18 protein-coding genes are annotated in these 21503 nt (G+C 71.9%); 7 read left to right on the top strand and 11 right to left on the bottom strand.

The window, feature by feature from the left end; genetic code table 11:
- Window positions 1-200: 200 nt before the first annotated feature.
- From ABZY91_RS00510 to ABZY91_RS00500, 3 genes are all read right to left on the bottom strand, one after another.
- Window positions 201-773: a hypothetical protein gene (locus tag ABZY91_RS00510; RefSeq protein WP_355398678.1), complete on the bottom strand. Its 573-nt coding sequence runs from the start codon at window positions 771-773 to the stop codon at window positions 201-203.
- Window positions 774-903: 130 nt separating this feature from the next.
- Window positions 904-3171, bottom strand: coding sequence for an ATP-dependent RecD-like DNA helicase (locus ABZY91_RS00505; protein ID WP_355398676.1), 2268 nt, complete (start codon window positions 3169-3171; stop codon window positions 904-906).
- A 95-nt stretch (window positions 3172-3266) separates the two neighbouring features.
- Entirely contained in the window at window positions 3267-4061 is a 795-nt protein-coding gene (locus ABZY91_RS00500; RefSeq protein ID WP_355398674.1) for a hypothetical protein, read from the bottom strand.
- A gap of 241 nt (window positions 4062-4302) precedes the next feature.
- On the opposite strand from ABZY91_RS00500, the gene ABZY91_RS00495 reads away from it, so the two are divergent.
- Both ABZY91_RS00495 and ABZY91_RS00490 read left to right on the top strand, forming a co-directional pair.
- Entirely contained in the window at window positions 4303-4863 is a 561-nt protein-coding gene (locus tag ABZY91_RS00495) for a hypothetical protein (protein ID WP_355398672.1), read from the top strand.
- A 359-nt stretch (window positions 4864-5222) separates the two neighbouring features.
- Window positions 5223-6977, top strand: a complete 1755-nt coding sequence (locus ABZY91_RS00490; RefSeq protein ID WP_355398670.1) for a hypothetical protein — start codon at window positions 5223-5225, stop codon at window positions 6975-6977.
- A gap of 7 nt (window positions 6978-6984) precedes the next feature.
- Here ABZY91_RS00490 and ABZY91_RS00485 read toward each other — a convergent pair whose 3' ends face one another.
- The 3 genes from ABZY91_RS00485 to ABZY91_RS00475 form a co-directional block, all read right to left on the bottom strand.
- Window positions 6985-8811 (bottom strand): hypothetical protein, encoded by a 1827-nt coding sequence (locus ABZY91_RS00485; protein ID WP_355398668.1) that lies wholly within the window; start codon window positions 8809-8811, stop codon window positions 6985-6987.
- A gap of 543 nt (window positions 8812-9354) precedes the next feature.
- Entirely contained in the window at window positions 9355-10041 is a 687-nt protein-coding gene (locus ABZY91_RS00480; RefSeq protein WP_355398666.1) for a hypothetical protein, read from the bottom strand.
- 343 nt (window positions 10042-10384) lie between these two features.
- Window positions 10385-10951 carry a hypothetical protein gene (locus ABZY91_RS00475; protein ID WP_355398664.1) on the bottom strand — a complete coding sequence of 189 codons (567 nt, stop codon included), beginning with the start codon at window positions 10949-10951 and terminating at the stop codon, window positions 10385-10387.
- A gap of 107 nt (window positions 10952-11058) precedes the next feature.
- Here ABZY91_RS00475 and ABZY91_RS00470 point away from each other — a divergent pair, with 107 nt between their 5' ends.
- The 3 genes from ABZY91_RS00470 (at window position 11059) to ABZY91_RS00460 (ending at window position 13167) form a co-directional block, all read left to right on the top strand.
- A complete protein-coding gene (locus ABZY91_RS00470; protein WP_355398662.1) occupies window positions 11059-11316 on the top strand; it encodes a hypothetical protein in 258 nt (85 codons plus the stop codon).
- Between the two features lie 254 nt (window positions 11317-11570).
- Window positions 11571-11795, top strand: a complete 225-nt coding sequence (locus ABZY91_RS00465; RefSeq protein WP_355398660.1) for a hypothetical protein — start codon at window positions 11571-11573, stop codon at window positions 11793-11795.
- Window positions 11796-11814: 19 nt separating this feature from the next.
- Entirely contained in the window at window positions 11815-13167 is a 1353-nt protein-coding gene (locus ABZY91_RS00460; RefSeq protein WP_355398658.1) for a competence protein CoiA family protein, read from the top strand.
- 991 nt (window positions 13168-14158) lie between these two features.
- On the opposite strand, the gene ABZY91_RS00455 is transcribed toward ABZY91_RS00460, so the two are convergent.
- The 4 genes from ABZY91_RS00455 to ABZY91_RS00440 all read right to left on the bottom strand — a co-directional run bounded on the left by ABZY91_RS00455 (window position 14159) and on the right by ABZY91_RS00440 (window position 18044).
- A complete protein-coding gene (locus ABZY91_RS00455) occupies window positions 14159-14557 on the bottom strand; it encodes a type II toxin-antitoxin system VapC family toxin (RefSeq protein ID WP_355398656.1) in 399 nt (132 codons plus the stop codon).
- Window positions 14554-15048 (bottom strand): type II toxin-antitoxin system prevent-host-death family antitoxin, encoded by a 495-nt coding sequence (locus ABZY91_RS00450; protein WP_355398654.1) that lies wholly within the window; start codon window positions 15046-15048, stop codon window positions 14554-14556. The genes ABZY91_RS00455 and ABZY91_RS00450 overlap by 4 nt, the downstream gene beginning before the upstream one ends.
- A gap of 250 nt (window positions 15049-15298) precedes the next feature.
- Window positions 15299-17083, bottom strand: a complete 1785-nt coding sequence (locus ABZY91_RS00445; protein WP_355398652.1) for a hypothetical protein — start codon at window positions 17081-17083, stop codon at window positions 15299-15301.
- Window positions 17084-17309: 226 nt separating this feature from the next.
- Window positions 17310-18044 carry a hypothetical protein gene (locus ABZY91_RS00440; protein WP_355398650.1) on the bottom strand — a complete coding sequence of 245 codons (735 nt, stop codon included), beginning with the start codon at window positions 18042-18044 and terminating at the stop codon, window positions 17310-17312.
- A gap of 141 nt (window positions 18045-18185) precedes the next feature.
- On the opposite strand from ABZY91_RS00440, the gene ABZY91_RS00435 reads away from it, so the two are divergent.
- On the top strand, window positions 18186-19751 hold the full coding sequence (locus ABZY91_RS00435) for a competence protein CoiA family protein (protein WP_355398648.1): 1566 nt from the start codon (window positions 18186-18188) through the stop codon (window positions 19749-19751).
- Here the strand turns inward: ABZY91_RS00435 and ABZY91_RS00430 are convergent.
- Complete coding sequence (locus ABZY91_RS00430) at window positions 19735-20343, bottom strand: hypothetical protein (RefSeq protein ID WP_355398646.1); 609 nt, start codon at window positions 20341-20343, stop codon at window positions 19735-19737. The genes ABZY91_RS00435 and ABZY91_RS00430 overlap by 17 nt on opposite strands.
- Before the next feature lie 292 nt (window positions 20344-20635).
- On the opposite strand from ABZY91_RS00430, the gene ABZY91_RS00425 reads away from it, so the two are divergent.
- Entirely contained in the window at window positions 20636-21412 is a 777-nt protein-coding gene (locus ABZY91_RS00425) for a hypothetical protein (protein WP_355398644.1), read from the top strand.
- The last annotated feature ends 91 nt before the right edge of the window (window positions 21413-21503 follow it).

Raw genomic sequence — 21503 nt, 5'->3', positions numbered from 1 at the left:
GGGGTGGACCGTCACCGGCTGGTGGCGGCCCACCCCACGCTGCCGTGCCGGGCTCGGTGAGTCAGGCCTGAACGGTGCGCGAGCGCGCGGCCTCGACGTGGGAGGTCGGGTCCTGGGCCCGGACGACGGCGATGGCACAGTCGGTCACCGTCACGCGAGCCGTTCGGGCGATCGTCGGCGGACCGGGCGCCCTCTTCCACTCAGACCGGGTGAAGTGTGGTGGGGAAGCAGGCCTGGCAGTCCCGGTCGGGGAATCGCCGGTTGTCGAACTGGCGCCGGTTGGCGAGGTAGACCTGGTCCCAGAGACGGTCGGAGTACTCCAGGAAGCGAACGGGTTCGGGAGCGGAGAGTCCGCCTTTGGCGAGGACAGGGTAGGGAAACCGGTACCGGGCGGCGATCGGCCTGGGGTCGGTGCCGCCGTCGCAGGCGACGGCGGGATTGACCCAGGTCTTCGTCACGCCGTTCACGAAACCCTCGGTGTGGAGGAACCGGCGGTCCTCGGCGAGCCATTGCAGTTCGCCGAGAAGGTGCTCGGGGGTCCGCCCCAGTTCCCGGGCGGTGGCCGTGACGTCAAGGCGAAGGGCGCTACCGCCGTCAAGCCGGCCGCCCAGGTAGCTCAGGGTGTCCGCGGGCCGGAAGTCGCTGCGGCGGACACGAAACCGTCGGCCGCCAGCGGACCGTTCGGCGCGGATCCGGCGTTCGTAGAGGTAGTGGGCGGCGAGGACCCCGGGGCCGTAGGTCGTGGTCGAGCCGCACTGGCAGGTGGAGTTCACGGTGGCCAGTGTGCCCGCAACACCCCGCCGAAACAGGGCACAAGGCCGCGACACCACCGACACCCCGGACGAGGGGTCGTGAGGGTCGATCGGACGGTGTCGGGCAGGGGCCAGACTGGGCGCCCGCGGGTCAGCACAGGGTGGTCTGCCCGTCAGGGTCGCGGGTGGGGCGGGGCAGGATCACGTCGCCGGTCAAGGCCTCGTGAAGCCTCGGGGCCAGCGAGGAGTTCCGGGGGTCGGCCGGCCGCTTGATCGCCGTGGCGAGGGCATCGGGGTCACCGATGACGACGACGATCCGGCGGGCACGGGTGACGGCGGTGTAGAGCAGGTTGCGACGCAGGAGGAGGTAGGAGGAGCCCATGGTGAGCGGCACTACGACGATCGGGTACTCGCTACCCTGGGAGCGGTGGACGGTGATCGCGTAGGCGTGCAGGAGTTCGTCGAGTTCCTCGTACCCGTAGACGGCGGCCACCTGGTCGTCCGTGGTGACGTGGATCTGGCGTTCCTTGTCGTCGATCGCGGTGACGGTGCCGGTGGTGCCGTTGAGGACGCCCTTGCGCGGGTCGTTACGGATGGCGATGACCCGGTCCTTCAGGCGGAAGGGCCGGCCGTCGGCGAAGTGCTGGGGTGCGCCGTCCTGGTGGGGGTTGACGGCGGCCTGGATGGCCAGGGCGAGGTCGCGGGTCCCGGCCGGGCCCTTGGTCGCGGGCGCCAGGACCTGGATGTCGCCGGACCCCACCTTGTACTTCCTGGGCAGCCGCTGGGTGACGAGGTCGACGACGGTGTCGGTGATCTGGTGGTCCGGCACCGGCAGGAACCAGAACTCGCCGCCGCTGCGGGTGTCCTCGCCGAGGTTGATCCGCTGGGCGTTGAGGGGGATGGTACTGGCGCCGTCCTGGCGGAAGATCGTGCTGAGCTGGGTCCGCGGGACCTCCGGCACCGACAGGAGGTCCGCGAGGACCTGTCCGGCACCGACGCTCGGCAGCTGGTGGACGTCACCGACCAGCAGAAGGTGGACTCCGGGGGCGAGTTTGGCGAGAAGCCGGTCGAGCAGGGCCACCTCCAGCATGGACGCCTCATCGACGACGATCAGGTCCGCCTCCAGCGGGTCGTAGGCGTCGAAGAGGCTCAGCGGACCGGTGTCCTCCTCCCGCGGCTTGCCGATCATCCGGTGCACGGTGCCGGCCGGGCGGCCCGTGATCTCCTGCAGCCGCTTGGCGGCGCGGCCGGTGGGCGCGGCCAGGCCGACGCGGCCGCCAACCGCTTCGACGAGGTCGAGGATCGCCTTCACGGTGAAGGACTTCCCGCAGCCGGGGCCGCCGGTCAGCACGGACACGGGCTCAGTGACGGCCATCAGCACGGCCGCCTCCTGGTCCTCGGTGAGCCGGCTGGCACTGTCCAGCAACGGCAGCGGCCCCTTGCGCCACGGACGCAGCGCGCCCAGGCGCGTCGTGGTGGCGCGCAGCCGGGCGATGCGCGAGGCCACCGAGGTCTCCGCCGCGTGCAGGCGCGGGGTGAACACCGCCGGACGCATCCGGCCGCGGTGGGGCAGGTCCTGGAGGACGACCCGGCGCTCGGCGGCGAGGACGTCGAGCTGGACGGGCAGGAGATCGCCCAGGGCCTCGTCGCGCAGGTTCTCCACGGTCTGGCGGAACAGCTCGGTGTCGTAGAGGAAGGTCTGGCCGTCGCGGACGGCGGAGTCCTCCAGGGTGTGGACCAGGGCGGCCTGCAGCCGCTCGGGGCTGCGCTCCGGCCAGCCGAGCGCGAGGGCGAGCTTGTCGGCGGTGGCGAAGCCGATCCGGTAGACCTCGGTGAGCCGGTACGGGGCTTCCTGGACGATCTCCAGCACGTCGGCGACGTCGTGGGCCTCCTGCCGCTCCACCCGGAAGTGGTGGGCGATCCGCGGCGCGTGGCTGGGGGAGATCCCGGCGCTCTGCAGGAGCACCATCAGCTGCCGGATCTCCTGGTGGACCTGCCACGCCTCGACGATTCCGGCGTAGCGGGCGTCCCCGATCAGGTGCACCTCCCGCAGCCGCTCGGGAGTGGTGTCGATGACCTGCAGGGTGTCCAGCTTGAAGTGGTCGACAATGGCGTCGGCCAGCTTCGGGCCGATGCCCCTCACCAGGCCCGAGGCGAGGTACTTGCGGATCGCGTGAATCGTGGCCGGCTCGACGTAGCGGCACTCCACCGCGTGGAACTCCGCCCCGTAGGAGGGGTGCTGGGCGTGCGTCCCGGTGAGCTGGAGCGTCTCGCCGGGCTGGACGCCAACGAGGACCTCGCCCTTGGCGGTGAGGCTCTGCCCGCCCTCCAGGCCCAGCCGCAGGGCGGTGAAGCCGTTGCTGCCGACGTACAGGATCCGCTCGACGATGCCGTCCACCGTCGCCGGGGGCTGCTCCATGGTCCGTTCCTCGTGCTCTCTCGTCACGTGCTGGAGCCCTGGCGCGTTGCGCAGCAGGGCTGGTGGGTGTCCCGGGCGGATACCCCGGCGTGGGCTCAGGGTGTCGGGGCGCAGCGGCTGCAGGTCTTGTAGGCACGTCCGCCCTTGGGACCGGTGCGCTCGGCCGTCCAGACACGGGCCTCGCTGGCGGTCATCGCTCTCCAGCTGGGGTAGTCACGGGAGTGATCCAGGGGGGAGTAGCCGTTGCGGAGGTCACCCGAGTGCGCGTACCGGCGGAGCTGGTCGATGTAGGTGTCGCCGGCGGGGCGCGCGTAGGCCTGTGGCATCTCCCGCCGGACGACCGAGCAGCCGACCTCGTGCAGGCCTCTGCTGCCGGCGATGAACGGGTGCTTCTCCGGCTTGGAGTACCGGGCCCACAGACTGTCCGCGGTGTCGAGCTCACGCTCGAACACGCGGCGGTGCTCTTGGCAGAGGGGGCAGTTGTGCGGGTCTTGCTGGCAGCGGGCCTTCAGGTCGTCCTGGTCTTCGAGCAGGTAGGCCTCGAAGGGGATGTACAGTTCGCGGGCGGCGCGCAGGAGCAGTTCCCGGGCCTGGGAGGGGTCGGCCCGGCCGTCCTGGAGCAGGTCGAGGAGGTCGAGGACGGCCGGAAGTTCGATGCTGTAGCCCCACCCGTCGCGCACCTCGCGTTCCCGTTCCCGGGAGAACCCGTTCTCGAAGTCGAACTTCACGCCCGGGAGGGACGCGCCAGTGCTCAGATTGACGTCGACTCTTCCGTCGCCCAGCAGGGCAATGCCCGGCTCGACAGCCTGGCGCGGCACCGTGACCCCAGCCCCGTCGCGCACGAAGGGGTTACCGCTGCGCCGCTGCCCGGTCTTCCTCTTGCCGCCCATATGCCTTCCTGCGCGTCGTGGCGACCGTGTCGTGATGGCGGCCGCCGTACGGACGGGACTTCGTTGCAGCGGATCGTACGGGGCCGCAGAGCCTGCGCGGCACAGGCTCTGACAAGGCGTCGGCCGCAGTGGGGGCGAGCGCGATCAGTGGGCAGCCGACTGCGCCGCGGCCGGATGGGCCAAACGCGGGAATCGGCGGCCGTTGCCGCTGCGCCGGCCGCCTGGCCGGCGTTCTCCTGGTATGGAGCTCGCCATCGAAGAAGCCGCCGTCACCATCCAGGTCCTGTCCGTCAACGGCAAGCGGATGCCCAAGACGATCTACAGCCAGTTGCAGCACCGGAGCCTGCTGGACGACGACTGCACGCTCCGAGGCAAGCCCTGGGGGTACGTCGTCGACCCGAAATGCTGCCACCGGTCCGTACAGCCGCACTGGCACGTCCTCCACGAACTCGGCGGGGAGTTGTGCGTCTGGGTTGTACCCAAGAACCTCGACGATGCCACGTTCCGTCTGCGCAACGTGGTCTACAAGGCCGCCGCGGCGGGTGCCGCGTTCCTCGACGCATGCGTGTTGGAGAACCGCCGGGGCCGCGACGACTTCTTCCAGGGCCAGATCCTGGACCTCGTCCGCAACGACGAGGTGCAGGCCACGATCGAGGACCTGCGGGTCTGCCGGCCCTGCTCCCGTGAAGCCGCAGAGCTGCTCCGGGTGACCAGGGCCGGCTGGTCGACCAGGAGCGCAGTCGAAGCAGCGGAGAGCGCACTCAGCGCTCCCGGCGTCCATCAGGGCGGGTCGACGGCCTGACGCGGCAACGCGGCCGGGCCGGGGGTTTCGTCGTGTTGTCCGGAAGTGCGCAGGGCGGGGTTGCCACTGCACCGCTGCCCGGTCCGCCTCTTGCTGCCCATGACGCCTGCCTGCACGTTGTGGCTGCCGCGGGTTGGTGATAGTGGCCGCCAGGCCGGATGGGAATCGTTGCAGCAGACCGTACGGTGCCGGAGCAGACGCGGCGTCACGTCTGACCGGACGCCCGTGGCGGTGACGTGTGGGCGCCGTACATCCGGGGACCGATGCAGGCCGGCGTGCCCTGGGCCGCCTCGGGATCGTTGAGCGCAACGGACCGGCGAAGCTGTTTCGGGGTCCCACAGTGGCGGGAGGTCATGCGGGTGGAGATTCTGGACCGGGAAGCGGTGCTGCGCCTGGGGCTGGACGTCCCGGCCGTGCTGCAGGCAAGCGCGGTACTGGCTCGCGGCAACCCCCGACAGAAGTGGCACACCCCGCGCGGCATGTCGGACAGGAACTGCTCCTCCGTCCCCGCTGCGGCCCGGCCCGAGGAAGTGCTGCTCCTAGACGCGCTACCGCACTTGTGCTCGGGGTGCCGCGTGGAGGTCGACGCGCCCACGGGTGCCCTGTGGCAGGTGTGCGCCATGGCGGTCGAAGCCGAGGCCACGACGGTGTCGTTCGAGAAGGCGGCGGGCGAGAGCGAGTCGTGGTCCCGGTACGCGGCGGCCCTCAGCCACTCCCCTCTCGCTCGGGACGCCGAGGTCCGCCTGCTCCTAGCGGCCCTGCTCGGCGGGGAGCTGGCCGAGCAGGGCCGCCAGGTCCTGTCGGTATGGGAGCGGATGCTGGAGAGGTGGAGGGCCGCGGCGCAGCGGTTCCGAGAGATGCAGCCGCCTCCGCTTCTCGCGGCCGCCGTGACGAGTGCTGTCCATCAGGTCGCGTCATCGGGTGCCGCGCGCCGAGGCACGGAGTTGGACCGTCTCCACGGCCTCCGGGGCGGGCCGGCGCCGCTGTGGAGGATCACCTCGTCGACATGGGCGAAGGTGAGAACGATCGGGTCGGATCCGCCGGCGGCACTCGCCGCCGTGCTGGAGACGGTGGTTCGTACCTGGAGCACCTACCCGGTCTGCGAGGTGGACCGCCTGCCGGCACCCGCGGTGACCGCCGCCGATGGCCACGACGGCCCGGCGAGCTGGGCCAGGGCCGAGGCCGACTACCACGCCACCGCGGCAGCGACCCGGTGGTGCGCTCTTCTCGACCAGGCGCTGGCCGAGGCGATGTCGGCATGTGAGAAGCCGACGCAGTTGGTGCTCGTGCACGGCTGGCCGTTGACAGAGGCCTCCGACTCGTCTCTGGCGTTCCTGTCGGCTTGGGAGCAGGTCGGTCCGACAGTGCCGACCCCGTGGCTGCCACCGAACGCGCGGGACGCCGAGGACATGTGGATGCGCAACACAGCGGTACTGGCCGTCCCCGCCGCGGCTGCGGTGATCGCCCAGCGCGTCACCGCTGGCGCCTTGTCCCATCGCGGGCTCCGGCTCGGGTGCGAGCGCGTGGTCCTGGGGCCGGTTCTCGGCCCGGAGCACGATCCCGGGACGGCGGGGGCCATGGCTGCAACTCTCCTGAGGACGGCCTTCCCGCTGCTCCCTGATGACCTTGCGCCGCAACCGCAGGTGTCGCAGGTGGTGGCGCGGGCGCGCGGCGAACTGGGCGCAGCAGCGCGGCCGTTCCCCGGTGACAGCCCAACCGACCCGGTGAAGCGGTTGTCGGTCTGCGCATGGCCCGACCTGATCGGCGGCCTCGCCTGGATCCCCGGGACGGAGCGATTCGATGAGCTGCTGGCGGCCGGCTTCGGCGGCTCCATCCGCGTCGACCGCCTGGTGGTGCAGTCGGGGCCCGGGGCCGACGGGCCGTTGGTCATCGTGGAAGGACGGCTGTCCCGTACCCCCGAGGCAGGGATCATCGAGTTCACGCCGCCCCGCGGCAGCACCTTGCGGATTCCGCTGAACCGGATCGCCGCCATCCTGTCCTGCCCCTTGGTCGAGCCACGGCGAGGCGATCCCGGGATGCGGCTCTGGGCGCCGTGGGAGGGCGCCTTCCATGCTCTGGTAGGACATCACCGGCCGACCGGGAAGGGGGCGTGATGAGCGATCAGGCGGTGTCGGCCAGGACCAGGCCGGGGATGTAGGGCTCGCTCTTGCTCAGAGCGATGGTGCGCGCACCCGGGTGGCCGCCGATGGCCTCCTGCGAGGCCGTCACGATCTGGGACAGCGGACCGTCGCCGGCGGCGGTCTGCGCGAACAGGTGCAGCAGGTAGGTCCGCACCCTGGCGTCGGCGGGCGTGTCGCTCAGTCCGGCGAGCGCCGCGTCGACGACCAGCAGGCCCGGGACGCTGCTGGTCGCGACCTGCTGGCCCAGCTCCCGCAGACTCACCAGCGCGTTCAGCTCCACCAGTGCCAGGGTGGAGCCGGCCACCGACACCTGGTCGAAGGACTCGCCGTTGACGACGGGGGTGAACCCATCCTCCGCGATGTGGGCGTGCCGCCACCGGGCGCCGGCTGCGGCCATCCGCCGGGCGAACAGGACCGACCACTTCTTGAGCAGGTCGGCCAACCGCGCCTGCGCCTGCGATTGCACGTCCGCCAGTGCCTGGGCCGCTTCCCGGACAGCTACCTCAAGTCGCTTCACCGCGTTCTGCTGCGTCGTGATCGCGTTGACGAGTTCGTCGGTGCGCTCACCGAGCTGCTCGGCCAGGACAGCCAGCTCGCGGACCTTGTTCTCTGCCTCGACCGCCGCCAGCCGCAGCGGTTCGACGGTCGCCTTGGCGAACGCATCGGCGGTCTGGTACGCCTGCCGCACTGCCCGGTTTGCTGCGGTGGCTTTCTCCCGGGCCTGGGCCGCTTGCTTGCGAAGCAGGTCGCAGAGCTTCCTGGCGTCCTCAACGGCCTTGGCCGCGGAGCGAAGGCGCTCGTCCTGCGCCGGGCTCCGGCCGCGCCGGCCCGGGTCGTCCTCCTTGCACATCGGGCAGACGTTCTCAGCCAGGCCGTCGGTGCGCAGGCGCTGGCGGCAGGTGGGACAGGTGACCGGGGCAGGGGAGCGGAGCTGGGCGAGGCGGCCTTCGGCCTCGCCCAGGCGCCGCAGTGCGTCGCCGAGGCGCTTGTCCGCTGTGGTGGCGGCCCGGTCGGTGGTGTCGGCGGCCGGGTGGGCCTTGTTCGCCGCGTCGCGTAGCTCCTGCAGCGTCTTGTTGGCGTTGCCGAGGGCCTGGGCGGTCTTCCGGGCGGTCTCGCGGGCCTGTGCGAGGTCCTGCTCGACCTGGTGGCGGCGGTGGGCGAGCTCCTCGGGAGTGCTGAACCCGAACTTCGCCCTGAGTGCTTCGAACCCGGCCAGTGCCCGCCGTGCCGCGGTGAGATCGCGCCGCAGGTCGCGGCAGGTGTCACGGGCGGCCTCGATAGCGTCTTCGCGCAGGCCGAGCATCGCGCGCACCGCGAGCTCGCGGAGCTCCGGCTTCATCCCGCCGAGGAAGGTGGCGCCGGTGCTGGCCTGACGCACGTACATGAACGGCACAATGTGCTCGATCCCGAGAACCTTGCCGCCCTGACGCAGCGCGGGGATGCCGAGCTGCTCCAGCAGGAAGCGGGAGGCGGTGGGCCGCTCGGGGTCGCGAGAGGTCAGCGGGATGCGCATGGGAACCTCACCCGCGCTGGTGCGCTCGAATTCGACGCTGTTGCTGGTGGGGTTGCGTGTGATCCGCCACCGCGCCCCGCCGATCGACAGGGTCGTCGAAATCTGGCTGCACGCCTTGACGGCCGGCATCGCCTTGAGGAAAGGTGCCGGGCCCCATGCAAGGAACATCGCCTCGAAGCCGGTGGACTTCCCGGCGCCGCTCTCTCCTTCAACCGACACCCACTGCGCGGTCAGTCTGCGTTCGGCCTCCCGGTCGGAGGTCTTGAACCCCTGGGACTCCACGACAACCCGCACTGCAGCCTCCTTTGAATTGCTGCGGCATGTTCGCCGCGGCCGGGGAACGAGGAGGCCCTGTCAGGGGTTATGCCAGGCCGCCAGAGGGCACCGGGCCGCGTGAATCCTCGGCCTGGATGTTGACGGATGACACGCGGCAAGCGGGCCAGGTGCTGTTCCACCGCCGCCAGCCGGCGCCGCAGCAGCCACTCGGCAGCGCGCGTTCGGGCCTCCTCCGACGACTCCGCAGCGCACTTCCGAGCCGCGGCCTCGCTCGCGAACCGGTGCCGCGAGCGCCACACCGCCTTGTAGGCCGCCACCGCCTCCTCACACGCCGCCTCCGGCTCGGCGAACACCCGCAGCGCTGACACCCGGTACTCGTCCAGCGCGTGCTGCACGGCCACCACCTCCGACGCCCGGCCGATCACCTCGTCCGCAGCCCCCAGCCGCGCCTGCGCCCACCCCCGAAGGACGGTTGCGTAAACCCCCAGGTCAGCGGACGCGGCCAGCGCCATGGAGATGCAAGCCTGCGTGCCCTGCCGGACTTTCCGGCCCCGAGCACACCTACCGCACAGCCCAGCCGCCTTCTCCGCCCCACAGTCCCCGCATGGCACCGCCAACCGCTCCCGCTCCGTCTCGGCAGCCGCCGGGCGCGCCGCCGGGGGTGACGAACGTCCATGCCTCGCCGGGGCGTTGTGGCGGCACGGTCATCCGGATGCGGTCCTGGTCGTCCACCAGGAGGGCGCCCCGGGCGTGCAGGTGGTGCAGGTGGACCCAGATCCGGTGTTCGTCCGCGTGGTGATCCCCGTCGTGGCAGTTGAGCTGCGGGCAGATGTCCTCCCCCGGGTGCCGCCCGCCGTGACCGTCCCCGGTGGCTTGGGCGGTAACGGCCGCGGCGAAGTCCGCGACGGCGAGCGGGCGCACCCGCATTGCGGGTTCGTCCCCTTCTGCCAGCGGGATAACACCGCTCTGGATCCGGTCGTCGAGGTAGGTCGCGGCGAAAGGCACGCGGCCCCGGTAAAGGGGCATCAGCAGGTCCCGAACCCGGGCGGCCCAGCGCTGGGTGTCCTCGGGCGCCGAGTCGAGCACCTCAAACAGGCCCGTCGCCGGGTTGGGCCTGAGCCACTCCCGGTATCCGCCGTAGGGCGGGTCGCCGTAGTACAGCGGGTCCGTCTTGAGCTGCCGCTGCTCGCGGTGCGCACTGGCCTGGGAGTTGGGGCCGCGCCGCTGGTGGCGCCGGTTGGTGGACACGGCCACGATGATGCCGCCTGCCGGGGCCGGACGCGCGAAGGGACGAGGCGTGGCGCGGGTGAATTCGCTCGGGCCCGTGGGAGCCGCCGGCCGGGGGGCGGTCAGCACCGGCCGGGCCCGGCCGGTGGGAGGCCGGCCGTGCCGGGGGCGTGGCACGGCTGCTCTGCCCGGCGGCCAGTTGTGATGTGGTGTGGCCGCCGTGGCGGAGACACTGGACCTGTCGATCGGCTGTGGCTAGTGCTTTGACCTGCGACCTTTCGGACTCGAACATGCCATCTGCCCTGCTGCGCGGGTCACCGGTCGGACCTGGCGGGAGGTGGTCGGGACCGGGAGCGACGGTGTCCTAGACCTGCCTCAGCTGCGGTCGGAAGCACGCCCGGCAGTTCTGGGAGGGAAAGGTCTGGCGGGTCAGCGTCTCGTAGTTGTCGGCGAAGACCTGCTCCCACACCTCTCTGTCGTATTCGACCACCTGCACGGGCTCGGGCCCGCGCGCGCCCAGGGGCTTGACCACGAAGTAGGGGAAGCGGTGCCGTGCGGCCACCGTCCGGGGGTCCGCGCCGCAGACGCCCACGGCCGGGTTCACCCAGACCCGGACGACGCCGTCGGCGCGGCCGTCCAGGTAGACGAAGCGGTGCTCGGCCAGCCAATCCAGCTCCGCGCCGAGCAGGGCCTCGGACCGCTCGAACTCCTCGGCCAGGTGCGCGACGTCCACGCGCACCGGGGCGTCCCCGTCGAGGTGACTGACGAGGTAGGACAGGATCCGCAGTAGGTTGAAGTCGTCGCGCCGCGAGCGGAACCGCCGGCCGCCCGCGGTCCGCTCGGCTCTGATCTGCCGGTGGTAGGCGAGGTCGGCCGCGAGCATGCCGGGGCCGGTGGCCAGCGGCCTCTCGCACGTGCAGGTGATCGTCACCCGGGCAGTATGTCGGGCGAAGGCTGTCCGGTCCGGGCCGCCGTCACTTCTCCGCCGCCCGGGCGCGTTGCCGCGCAACTGCCCCCGGGCGGCCCGACGATGACCTGGTGAACCTCTTGGGATGCGGCCACCCGGACAAGGCGGACTGCGACGGCTACTGCGCGGCCAAGCGCGAGGTCCTCGCCGGGGAGCGCTTCGCCGACCTGGCCGACGACACGCTGGCCTGCGGGCACCGGTGGACCGGGACCGTGTGGGATCCGGTCTGCGTGCAAGGCTGCCCGCCCCTGGAGGAGCCGGACAGCTTCGACGACGACCTCGCCTTCGGCATCGACTTCGACGGCGATGACGACTTCGGCCGCCCCTGACGCACCCTCACCCGAAGGTGTGGCCGCCTCGCCGGCTTTCACGCGGTCGGCACCGGAACCAGGCACCACGGCGCTCGGCCGGGTGCACGACGAAGGCCCGGGCTCGTGACCCGGGCCAGGTGACCGGGCTGCGGCAACAGCTGCCGGTCCATTGCCCGCCCGGGGGTTCTACGGCGACGCGATCTGGGCACGGTGAAACCTGGGGCGCCACCGGGTCGCGGTGAGCACGGACGCCGAAGGCGAGGGAACGGGGCGTGGGGTGGCTGTGGGACAGCACCGACGGGCCGGAGTTCGAGGCGGTGGTCTCGGACTGGGTGGTCTACGACGCCTACACCGACGAGCACGGCATCGTCCTCCTGGACGACGACTACGGCGACATCCGGATCGTGATCGACGGCGCCGTGGTCGACGGCTACATCTACCCCGCCCAGGTCGACCATCACGGACGAATCTGGATCGACCTCGACGGCGAATACTGACCGTGGCCGGGACGAGCTGATGGCCTTCCGCGCGATCCACGCCCAGTGGGGCACCGTCTTCGCGCACCTGCCCGACCTCGGGTGCGGACGCGCCTGGGAGACGGTGTGGAAGGCCCGCCCGGCAGCGCCCCTGACCTGCCCGGAGTGCCTGCACCCCGTCCACGGGAAGGTCTCCAGAGGCGGGCTGAGGTTCTTCGCCCACGCTCCCCGCCCGCCGCACTGCGAGATCGCCCTGCAGGGCGAGTCCGAGGCCCACCACCTCCTCAAGCTGGAGCTCGCCGGAGCCGCCCGGGACGCCGGCGCCCACGCCGAGCTGGAGGTCCGCTCCGCCGACGGCTCCTGGCGCGCCGACGTGCTGGCCACCGACCCGGCAGGGACCTGGCGCATGGCGCTGGAGGCCCAGCTGTCCCCGATCACCGCCGACACCATCACTGCCCGCACCGAGCGGATGCTCGTCGATGGAGTGACCAGCTGCTGGTTCAGCGACCGCCCGCGGCCACCGTGGCTCGGCGCCATCCCCTCGCTGCGCCTGGACGCCACCGGCGCCGGGCTGGTCGTTGTCGAGGGGCTGGTGAAGTTCACCGGCGGTTCCTGGACCGCCGTCCCGCCAGTGCCGGTCGCCGCCTTCCTGCGCTGGGCCTTCACCGGCAAGGTGGAGCAGCACGTCCCCCGCAGTCCGCTCAGCTACCCGCAGCGGCAGTTGGCCCGGGTCTGGACCGCCCCGACGTACGTCGCCGCCGAGGACGCCCACCTGGTGGAGGTCCGTCGGCGGGAGCAGGAGCGCGAGCGGTTGCTGGCCGAGCAGCGGGCGAAGGCGGCGAAGCGGCGGGCCGAGATCGACGCGAGCAACGCCGTCTCCCGCGCCGAAGCGCTGGAGCTGGCCGCTGCTGCCGAGGAGCAGGTTCGGCTGGCGCCCGGCGGCCCGGCCGAGGTCAGCCACCATGTGCTGGGGATGAACCGCGGGGTGCGGCAGGCGATCGCCTACCTGGCCCGGGAGTTCGGAACCGCCGCGGAGATCGGCTGGAGCAGCTCCCACCCGCGGTGGGCCGGCGGAACCCCGCTCATCGCCGAGGACGGCACCCCGGTCGCGGTCGTCGACCCGGTGCCTTTCCTGATCAAGGGCGAGGCGTTCCGGCTGCTGGCCGGGATGCTGCTGCTGTTCGCCACCCCCGCCGACATGCTGCGCTTCGACCGCACCACCCGAGGCGCCCGAAAGCCCCGCGTGCCGGTCGACGGCTGGAAGATGCAGCACACCGACCCGGAGCCTTTCTCCCCACCCGCCGCCCCGCCCGCTGCACCAGCCGCAGCCCCGAAGGTTCCGGGCCGCCGGCCCGCCGACCGGCCGTGCCCGCGCCCCGGCGGCGCAGGCTAGGCCGCACCTACGACTGGGGCTCGCGAGCGCGCGCACGGCCGAGAGGGTCTCCGGGTGGTAGGTCCCCTTCACCCCGTACGGCAGGAGGCTCGGGTCGAAGTCGACGGCCCGGCCGATGCGGTGCGCATGCCGGTATTCCCCACGGAAGTGTGCAGCTCAGGCCAGCCGCCGCCCCCGCCTCGACCGGGCAGCCGCATCACCCCGGCACGCTGATCTGGCGTCCGTCCGGTCCTCGCCCGGGCGCCGCGCGGGGCCGGGGGCCGCTCCGCCTCTCCGTGCCGCCGGGCGGCCGGGCCCGGGAGCGACGGGGGGGCGCTCGGCAGGGCCCGGCCGGTGGGAGGTTGGCCGTGCCGGGGGGGGGGGCGCTGCTGCTCTGCCCGGCGGCCAGTGGTGATGTGGTGTGGCCGCCGTGGCGGAGACACTGGACTTGTCGATCGGCTGTGCTAGTGCTTTGACCTGCGGCATTTCGGGCGCGTCGTCCGCCTCGGGTAAACGGGCCGGCCAGCGACGCCAGCGCCCGCCACGCTGGCGGGCCTCGGGGGCCCGTGTCCTGCGGCCGCGCGGGCCGGTTGGACCGGGTATGACTGATTGCGCAGCAGACGAGACCGTCGCCGATGCCTGTACCGACGAATGCCGCATCCCCGAGCTACGCGCATTTCTCGTCGATGAAGATGCGCGCTGTCCACACGGGCGGTTGCGTGTTGAGTCGCCCGCCCTGGCTCCGTGCTCGCCGGAAGTGTCAGCGAATTGCTGACGGTGGTACGGCGTGCTGGCACTCCAGCGTGCTGGCAGGCCTTCCCGGGGGCCCGCCACGGACCGGTCGGTCAAGCGGGTGAGTCGGTCGGCGGCAATGAGCCAGGTAGCCGTGCCGGGGACCCTCCCGTACGGCGAGGGGCCCGCGCACCGGCGAACCGGCGTGCGGGCCTCCGGCATGCGCCCCGGATTCAGGCGATCGGCCCGCGCAGATCCTGCACGTCCCGGCCACCGCTGGTCAGACCTTGAGGATGTGCTCCACCGGGCAGGAGATGCCGGGCACGCCGGCCATCTTGCCGTCGGTCGTCACCAGCGGGCAGCGCAGCGTCTCCGCCAGCGAGATGTAGATCGCGTCGCCGACGTAGGTGTTGTGCCGCAGTTCCCAGGCCCGAAGCAGCAGGCCGGGGATCGGGATGCGCTGCACCTCCAGCGCGTCCAGGTCCTCGATCGCGGCCTGGGCGTCCTGTTCGGTCAGCAGCTTCTTCTGCAGCAGACGGCCGATCACCCGGGAGACCTCGTGGTCAAGGTGGGCGGGGGCGTAGACGTCCTCCCCGGTCAGGCGCTGCCGGACCCGGTCGGCGGTGGTACCGCTGCCGACCAGGGCCTCGACCACCGCGCTGGCGTCCACGACGATCACCGGCTGCCGCCCTGCTGCTTCTGGGCCCAGGCCTCCAGCAGGTCCGCCATCGTCAGGTCCTCCGGGAGGGTTGTCAGCTCCTCCGGTGAAACGGCGGCGTGCGCCAGGACCTCCCGCACTCGCTGATCCCGGACCGGTTCCAGGACGATGAGGTGCGTGATCGACTCGATGTCGACGCCCACGGAGAGCATGTTGGTGGCCACGACGACGTCCGCGTCGGTGACCACGTTGCGGACGTCGTCGACCGCGGCGGTGATGTCGTCGCTTGAGGGCTGTTGATCGGCGGCGCGGGCCCGCGCCGCCAGCCGCTCCATGTCGGAGGCCTCGATCGGCCGCGGCCCGATGTGCGCCCCGGACAGCAGGTGGAGCAACGCTGCCGGGACGACGGCGGCGACCGGCTTGCCGTAGCGGGTGATGGCGGTGATCCGGCCGGTGTGCTCGGCCAGCGTCACGATCTTGGAAAGCTCGGCGCGAGCGTCAGCCAGCGCCACGGTGGGAACGTTCGCCGGGAGATCCGGTCGACCCTGCGGCTCCGTAGTCATGTAAAGACTTTACAACTCTGGAGGGCTGTAGGGCGGGCGAAGGCCAGGGCACCGCACCGGCTGCGACCTTGCGTGCCACCACAATCTGCGCCGCTCCGCCTTGCTCCAGCTCCGTCCCGTGCCGTGGACGGGGTGGGTCTGACGGGCGTAGGGCCGGCCGGGCGGTCCGGCACCGTGCAGTGCGCCCAGGGTGCTGGTGTCAGCGGCGGAGATGCTGCTGGAGCCGGAGCACTTCGGCCTGCCAGTGCTCGTCGGCCTCGCTGGCACCTGCGGGCACCTGCCGGCCAAGACGGGACGCCAGATCCCGGTAGAGGTCGGGGGAGGCAGTGTCGGCGAGGGCCAGCACGGAGCAGAGCAGCGGTTCCTTCGGCCGGGTGCTGTCCTCGATCGCCATGAGCACCTGGACCTGGTCTTCGGGGTGAAGCCGGTGCAGGCCCTCGGCGAGACTGCGGCCGTGCTTCAAGGTCGAGAGAGCGGAGCCGGAGCGGGCGATCAACTTCAACATGCTCCGCATCGAGGCCGCACTCTCGACCAGCACCGGTGCCGGCCGGCGCGCAGCCGGAACCGTCGGCGTACCGGAACCCGGCGGCACCGCCGCTTCGGCACCGCCATCGGACTGCTCGGCCCGGGCCAGCCAGCCCTCCACCGCTCGGGCCTCCTCCGCGGTGACCAGAGCTCGGGCCGCCTCCGCCTCCTTGGACAAGGTGAACACCCGGTACCGGAACTCGCGGACCGGCAGCTGATCAGCTTCACGGCCGAGACGGTCCAGAAGATCCAGCATCCGCCCATGCGCTTGGGACTCGCGCAGGGACTGGGCGCGCTCCACCTTGCTTTCCACGCGAGCCTTCAACCGGCTGCGCGCCACCGGTCCGGGGACCTTGTACTCGCGGGCGGCCTGCGCGGCGCGGCGCTTCTGATCCTTCAGGAAGGCGGCAGCCTGCCGGGCGATGTCGTGCTGCTCAAGGGTCCGCTCGCGGGCGGCCTTGCGGTCCGCCTGGGTGAGCAGCGAGGTCACCTCCTCGCTCTCACCGTCCCGCACGGCCTGCGCCAGCCGTCCGAACAGGTCCGCGCGCAGCTTCTCCTGCTCCTCCAGCCACAGCCGGGCCCGCTCCAGCAGGCCGGCCACCTCCTGGGCCTCGGTGCCCTCGTACGGTCCGTCGGCTTCGACCGTCCGGCAGTCGGAGCGCAGGATCGCCATGGACCTGGACTTCAGCGCGGCTTCGAGGCGCTGCACGGCGGTGGTGCCCTTCGCCGTAACCCCGGCGAAGGGCGACCAGGCGGTGCGCTTCGCGGCGGCGAGGATCTCCTCGACGGTCGGCGTACGGAACCCGTCCGGGGACATGTGGCACTCGCCGAGGGTGAACCACTCGGTGTCCCGGGCCGGGACCTGGGTCCCGATGCGCACCCGGCGCGCGGTGCCGACGCTGTCCAGGCGGACCCGGTGGATGTACCGGCGCCTCACCAGGGTGTCGACGTCCACCGGTACCGTGGTGCCGAGGACCGGCTCCACGAGCTCGTTGTCCCACGCCGGTGCCACCTCGCCGTTCAGGTGCAGGCGCAGGCCGCGGGTCCCGTGCTCCCAGGCGATGTCGACGACGGAGCCGATCGGCTCGCGCAGGTGGACGTCGCCCTGGTGCTCCTGGTCGACCAGCCAGGCCAGGGCGGCGGACTTCACGTAGAGGTGGTCGGCGCTGGAGACGTCCCGGGCGCGGCGCTGACACACGTGCAGGCCGGTGGGGTCGGGCAGGTGGGCGAAGTGGCAGACCCTGTCGGTGTACAGCTTGGTCGACAGCTGGGTGCCGCAGCCGCCGAGCAGCAGGCCGCACCAGAAGGTGTCGGCGGAGTGCTCCCGGCGGAACGCGTCCAGCTCGATCGCTTCCATCGGCAGGATCAGCGGAACGTCCGAGGTGGCTCCGCCCAGCACCGCCGTCTGAATCCGCCGCTTGTCACCCGGCAACGACAACCCCCAACTGGCAACTGGCATTCGCTCGTGGACAGTTCATCGTCCCACCGAGAGCGGCTGTCAGGAGGGACAACGCACAGATCGGCCACGCCAAGGCGGCGGGGGCCGGTCCGCGGAGGCGGCGCTGGACATTGACCTGGCCGGACGTCACCTTCGGACCATCTACGGTCCCGGCCCGCATGCTGCATGACCGCGCTGTCCGGTGGCCGAAACGGCCGTACGGCGAAGTCCCGACCAGAGGCGCCCCTCACCTCGCGGTGACGGGCGCCTCGGCCGCCGGGAGCTGAAGGCCGGCGAGGGGAATCGCCCCGGACGGCGTGAGCAGGCAGGTGCCGTCGAACCGCACCCGCAGCGAATCGGCGGCGGGACCGTACGGGCCGTCCAACAACCGGGTCGCGGCGCCTTCGTGGAGGCGGAGCACCATGCTGGCGAAGCGGCCGGCTTCCAGGCGGAGGAACTCCGGGACGCCCTCACCCTCGGGGGCCGCGGACAGCGCGTCGTGGAGGTCCTCCAGGTGGCCCTGCCAGGCGTTAAGGTCGGCGCGGATGCGCTGGAGCTTGGCTGTGGTCTCGCTCAGGGTCTGCAGAGAGTGGGCCTTCGCATCCGTGGGTGAGGCGTACGCCGCGGCCAGCCGCTCCTCCAGGTACCGGGTGTCGGCGGTCGCCACCAGGTAGGTGTCCGCAGCCGCACGTGCCCACGTCGGCAGGTCTCGCAGCGGCTCCGGCTCCACCAGGAGTGCCAGTAGGCCGTGGTCGAGCAGGCGCCGCACGCTCTCCAGGACGAGTTCCGTGCTCAGGCCCCGGCTCTCGCCGTCGAGCTCGGCCGCGCTGGCCCACCCCTGCTTGTCGATCATTTGCAGGGCGACCACGTAGACGCCGATGTCCTCCAGCCCCGCCAGCTCGTGGACGGCCGGGTCGTAGGTGGTGTGCCCCTCGACGTACGGCCGACCGGGAGGGGCGGACAGTCGGGTGTGGATGTCCACGGGCAGGGGTCCCTTCGCCGGAGTTGGAGGCAGCACTCTACCGAGCCCCTCCGGCCGGCCCGGCCCGGCTGTCAGTGCCTGCTGGTAACTCATCACTGCACACCGCGCCCAACCCATCACTCTCGGCGAGATGAGCTCCCCGTGTCCTTCACCGCGCTGCACCCCGACGCCGGCCGCCTGGACGCCACCGCCCCCGACCTGGGATGCGGCCTGCCCTGGACCGCGATCTACAAGGTCCGCCCCCGCATCCCCCTGACCTGCCCCGACTGCGGCCACGGCGTCCACGCCCGCCGCTCCACCCGAGGACTCCACCACTTCGCCCACGACCGCAGGCGCCCGGAGCACTGCGAACTCGCCGAGGAGTCGATGGAGCACCATCTCCTCAAGCTGGAGCTCGCCTGCGCGATCCGCGCCACCGGCTGGCACGCCGAACTCGAAGTCGCCGCCGCGGACGGCACCTGGCGCGCCGACGTCATGGCCACTGCCCCCGACGCCAGCACCCGGATCGCCTGGGAAGCACAGCTCTCACCTGTCACCGTCGACGACATCACCGCCCGTACCGAGCGCTACCGCGAAGCCGATGTCAAAGTCTGCTGGGTGACCACCCGCAGGGAAGCCGCCTGGCTCGGCCAGATCCCCTCCATCCGCACCAGCACCGAGCACGGATGGCGCGTCGACGACGGCGTCGCCGGCTTCGACTACGACGCCGGCCGCTGGACCGTCCAGCCCATGCCCCTCCAGGCCTTCGTCACCTGGGTCCACAACCGCTCTCTCGCCTTCCATGTCACCCTTCCGCGCTACCGCCGCGTCCACCGCCCCGTTGACGACGACACCGCCCGCCGCCCCATCCTGTGGACCACTAACCGCTCCATCACCGCCGAAGCCCGCCACAACCGGACGCGCCAGCGCCAGGAAGAACGCAAACGGGCCTGGCAGGAGCAGCAGGCCAAACTCGAAGCCGAACAGGAACGGCTGCGTCAGGAGGCGGAAGCCGCCCGCAAGGCCCGCGCCGCACGCCACCGCCGCCTGCGCGCCGAGCACCAGGCGCTCCAGGACGACCTCTACTCGCTCCTGCGGCGCGGACGGTGGGCCCTGGAGGACCGGAAGCGAGAGCACGAAGCGGAGCAGCGCCGCCTGCGCGAAGAAGCCGAGGCCCTACGGATCGAGCAGCAGCGCGCGGCCGACCGCGCCGCCGGCCAGGCGTGGTGGAGCACGCTGTCCGCGCAGCAGCACGCCGACCTCGACGACGCCGTGACATCGGCGGCCTGGAAGGAGGCGGCCACCCGTGCCGACATCAACACCTCCGAGCTCTGGCCTACGTACGCCTACGGGAAGCTCGCCCGCATCCACGGCACCCGCTTCGGCCGTACCGGCACCGCCGTTTTCGGCATCATCTGGCCCTGCCCCGCCCTCGCCGCCCGCTGCCCGGACCTGCACGGCGAACGCATCTTCGTCCGCAACGCCACCGAGGGCCCGCCTCCTTGTGGAAGCGGGCCTCGACCGAGCCCGGATCACCGACCTCGGCCTCCCCGACTTCGAACAGGACACCCTCTGCTGACCAACACCCCCGTCGGCGCGCTTGAGCCGTCCGGCCCGACCGGCAGCGTCCAACGCCCCACCGCGCCGATGGAGACGCTAGGGGCAGGCGCTCGATCGCCGGCCGCGGGCCCGGGCGCGGTGCTTGGTGTCGTCACGCGGCCAGCGTAGGGGCGCCGCGCTGGCCGAGGAGGCTGCTGAGCGAGGATGCGGGGTCCGGAGCGGTGAGCACCGCGCCTACCTCCGTATCGCTGATCCTGATGGTCGGAAGCCAGTCGTGCTCCGCCGGAAGGAGGTCCGCCAGCGTGTCCCGGAAGGCTCGCTGGCGATGGCGACCGCCAGTGCCCGGGAACAGCGGCGGCTTGGCCTTGGCATACCCGCCGCCGGGCTCACGCCCAGTCAGGGCCCGCGAGCGGGCCAGCCACTGCCCGGCATCGAAGCCGAGCTCCACAGTCGGCGGGTAGAGCTCCAGGGCCAGGGCGCGCACACCGGTGAAGTGCTGCCGCTCGTCGACCTCCAGGATCTGCCGCCGGCCGTCCTCGTACGTCAGCAGGACGTCCAGGCGCCGCCATTCCCGAGCGGGAGCCCGCTCCGGGAGAACCAGCCCGGTCAACGCGCTGTAGATGGTCGAGACCGTCCCCCACATCCCGGCGCATTCAACGCGACCGGGCCGGTACAGCCATGCCGGGCAGCTCTCGGGCCGAATCTCCGCCGCAAGCACCGCGGGCAGCAGGCCGGTTATCGCGTCTTGCAGTTTCCCCACGCAAAGCCCCCTCGTACGGCCAACCACCTGAACGAACGCGCGCCGGCCAAGGGTAGCGGCGGACGACCGACACCGATCTTCGATCAAGGCGGAAGGGCCCCTCCCCATCAGAGTCCTCACCGCCGACCGGATCCCTCAACTCGTCCCGCGCGCGCCCCGCCCTCTGCCATGCTCACCGACGGTGCGCCGTCCATCACCCTGGCAGAGCTGACCCCATCGGTCGGCGCAGGAAGGCGAACACCACACCGGAGCCGACCGAACCCCACGCCGTCCCTGACCAGGAGACAACACTGTGACCGTCGAAGCCGTATGGACCACCCTCTTCTGGGCCGGCCTGCTCGCCCTGGCCGCCGCCCTCACTACGGCCTGGTGGAGGCGCCAGTACCCCGGCACCTGGCGGCACGCCTTCGACCCCCGCCACCACCAGGACCGCGAACACCTGCGCACCGCTCGCCACAACCTGCGCCGGGCCGAGCAGGAGGTCGCCGCCGAACAGGAGCGCGTCCGCTCCTCCGCCGACACCGCCGCCCGCGAGCACGACAACCGCATCCGTCAGGCCGAACAACGCCTCGCAGCACTCCGCGCCCCCGGCACCGGGCCACTGCTCCACTCCCTCGGCGAGCGCCTGGACCTCTACGAGCAGGTCCTGCGCGTCAACACCGATCCCCTCACCAGCACGGACCATCCGCTCCTCGGACTGAAGGTGGACGACCGATACTCCCTCATCGAGGGCTTCCTCTACCTGACCCCGCCCGACGGCCGACGCGAGCTGCTCACCCTCCCACTCACCGAGATCCCGGAAGCGGACGTGCGGGCCTTCGTCGTCCACATCCACAACGCGATCGCCGACGCCGGATCTGCCAGCGAACGGCGCCGCGCTCTCATTCCGGCGGCCGAGGCCGACCTGAAGCACACCATCGCCGACACCACCGACCGCCGCCGGGCGGAGCAGAACCTGCGGCAGGTCACCGACCGGGCGAAGAACGACCTGCGAATCCCCCGGGCCCGGCGCGAACTCGAAGCCGCCCACGACCGCTGGCACCAACTGACCGGCCACCGCCCAACCTGACCCCCACCCCGGCCACGAACATCGGCTGCTCCCCGCCGGGTTGGACACCGCGACCCTGACCGGGCGGCGTGGGCGAGCCGACCAGTCCGTG

Origin of the sequence: Kitasatospora sp. NPDC002965 (genome assembly GCF_040611255.1) — a bacterium.
GTDB lineage: Bacteria > Actinomycetota > Actinomycetes > Streptomycetales > Streptomycetaceae > Kitasatospora.
This window is presented reverse-complemented; position numbering and strand designations above follow the sequence as displayed.

What these genes read in the sequence shown, in the direction of transcription:
- ABZY91_RS00505 (WP_355398676.1), bottom strand. Translation starts at nt 3,171, where the DNA reads ATGGAGCAGCCCCCGGCGACGGTGGACGGCATCGTCGAGCGGATCCTG.
- ABZY91_RS00500 (WP_355398674.1), bottom strand. Translation starts at nt 4,061, where the DNA reads ATGGGCGGCAAGAGGAAGACCGGGCAGCGGCGCAGCGGTAACCCCTTC.
- ABZY91_RS00495 (WP_355398672.1), top strand. Translation starts at nt 4,303, where the DNA reads ATGGAGCTCGCCATCGAAGAAGCCGCCGTCACCATCCAGGTCCTGTCC.
- ABZY91_RS00460 (WP_355398658.1), top strand. Translation starts at nt 11,815, where the DNA reads ATGGCCTTCCGCGCGATCCACGCCCAGTGGGGCACCGTCTTCGCGCAC.
- ABZY91_RS00445 (WP_355398652.1), bottom strand. Translation starts at nt 17,083, where the DNA reads ATGCCAGTTGCCAGTTGGGGGTTGTCGTTGCCGGGTGACAAGCGGCGG.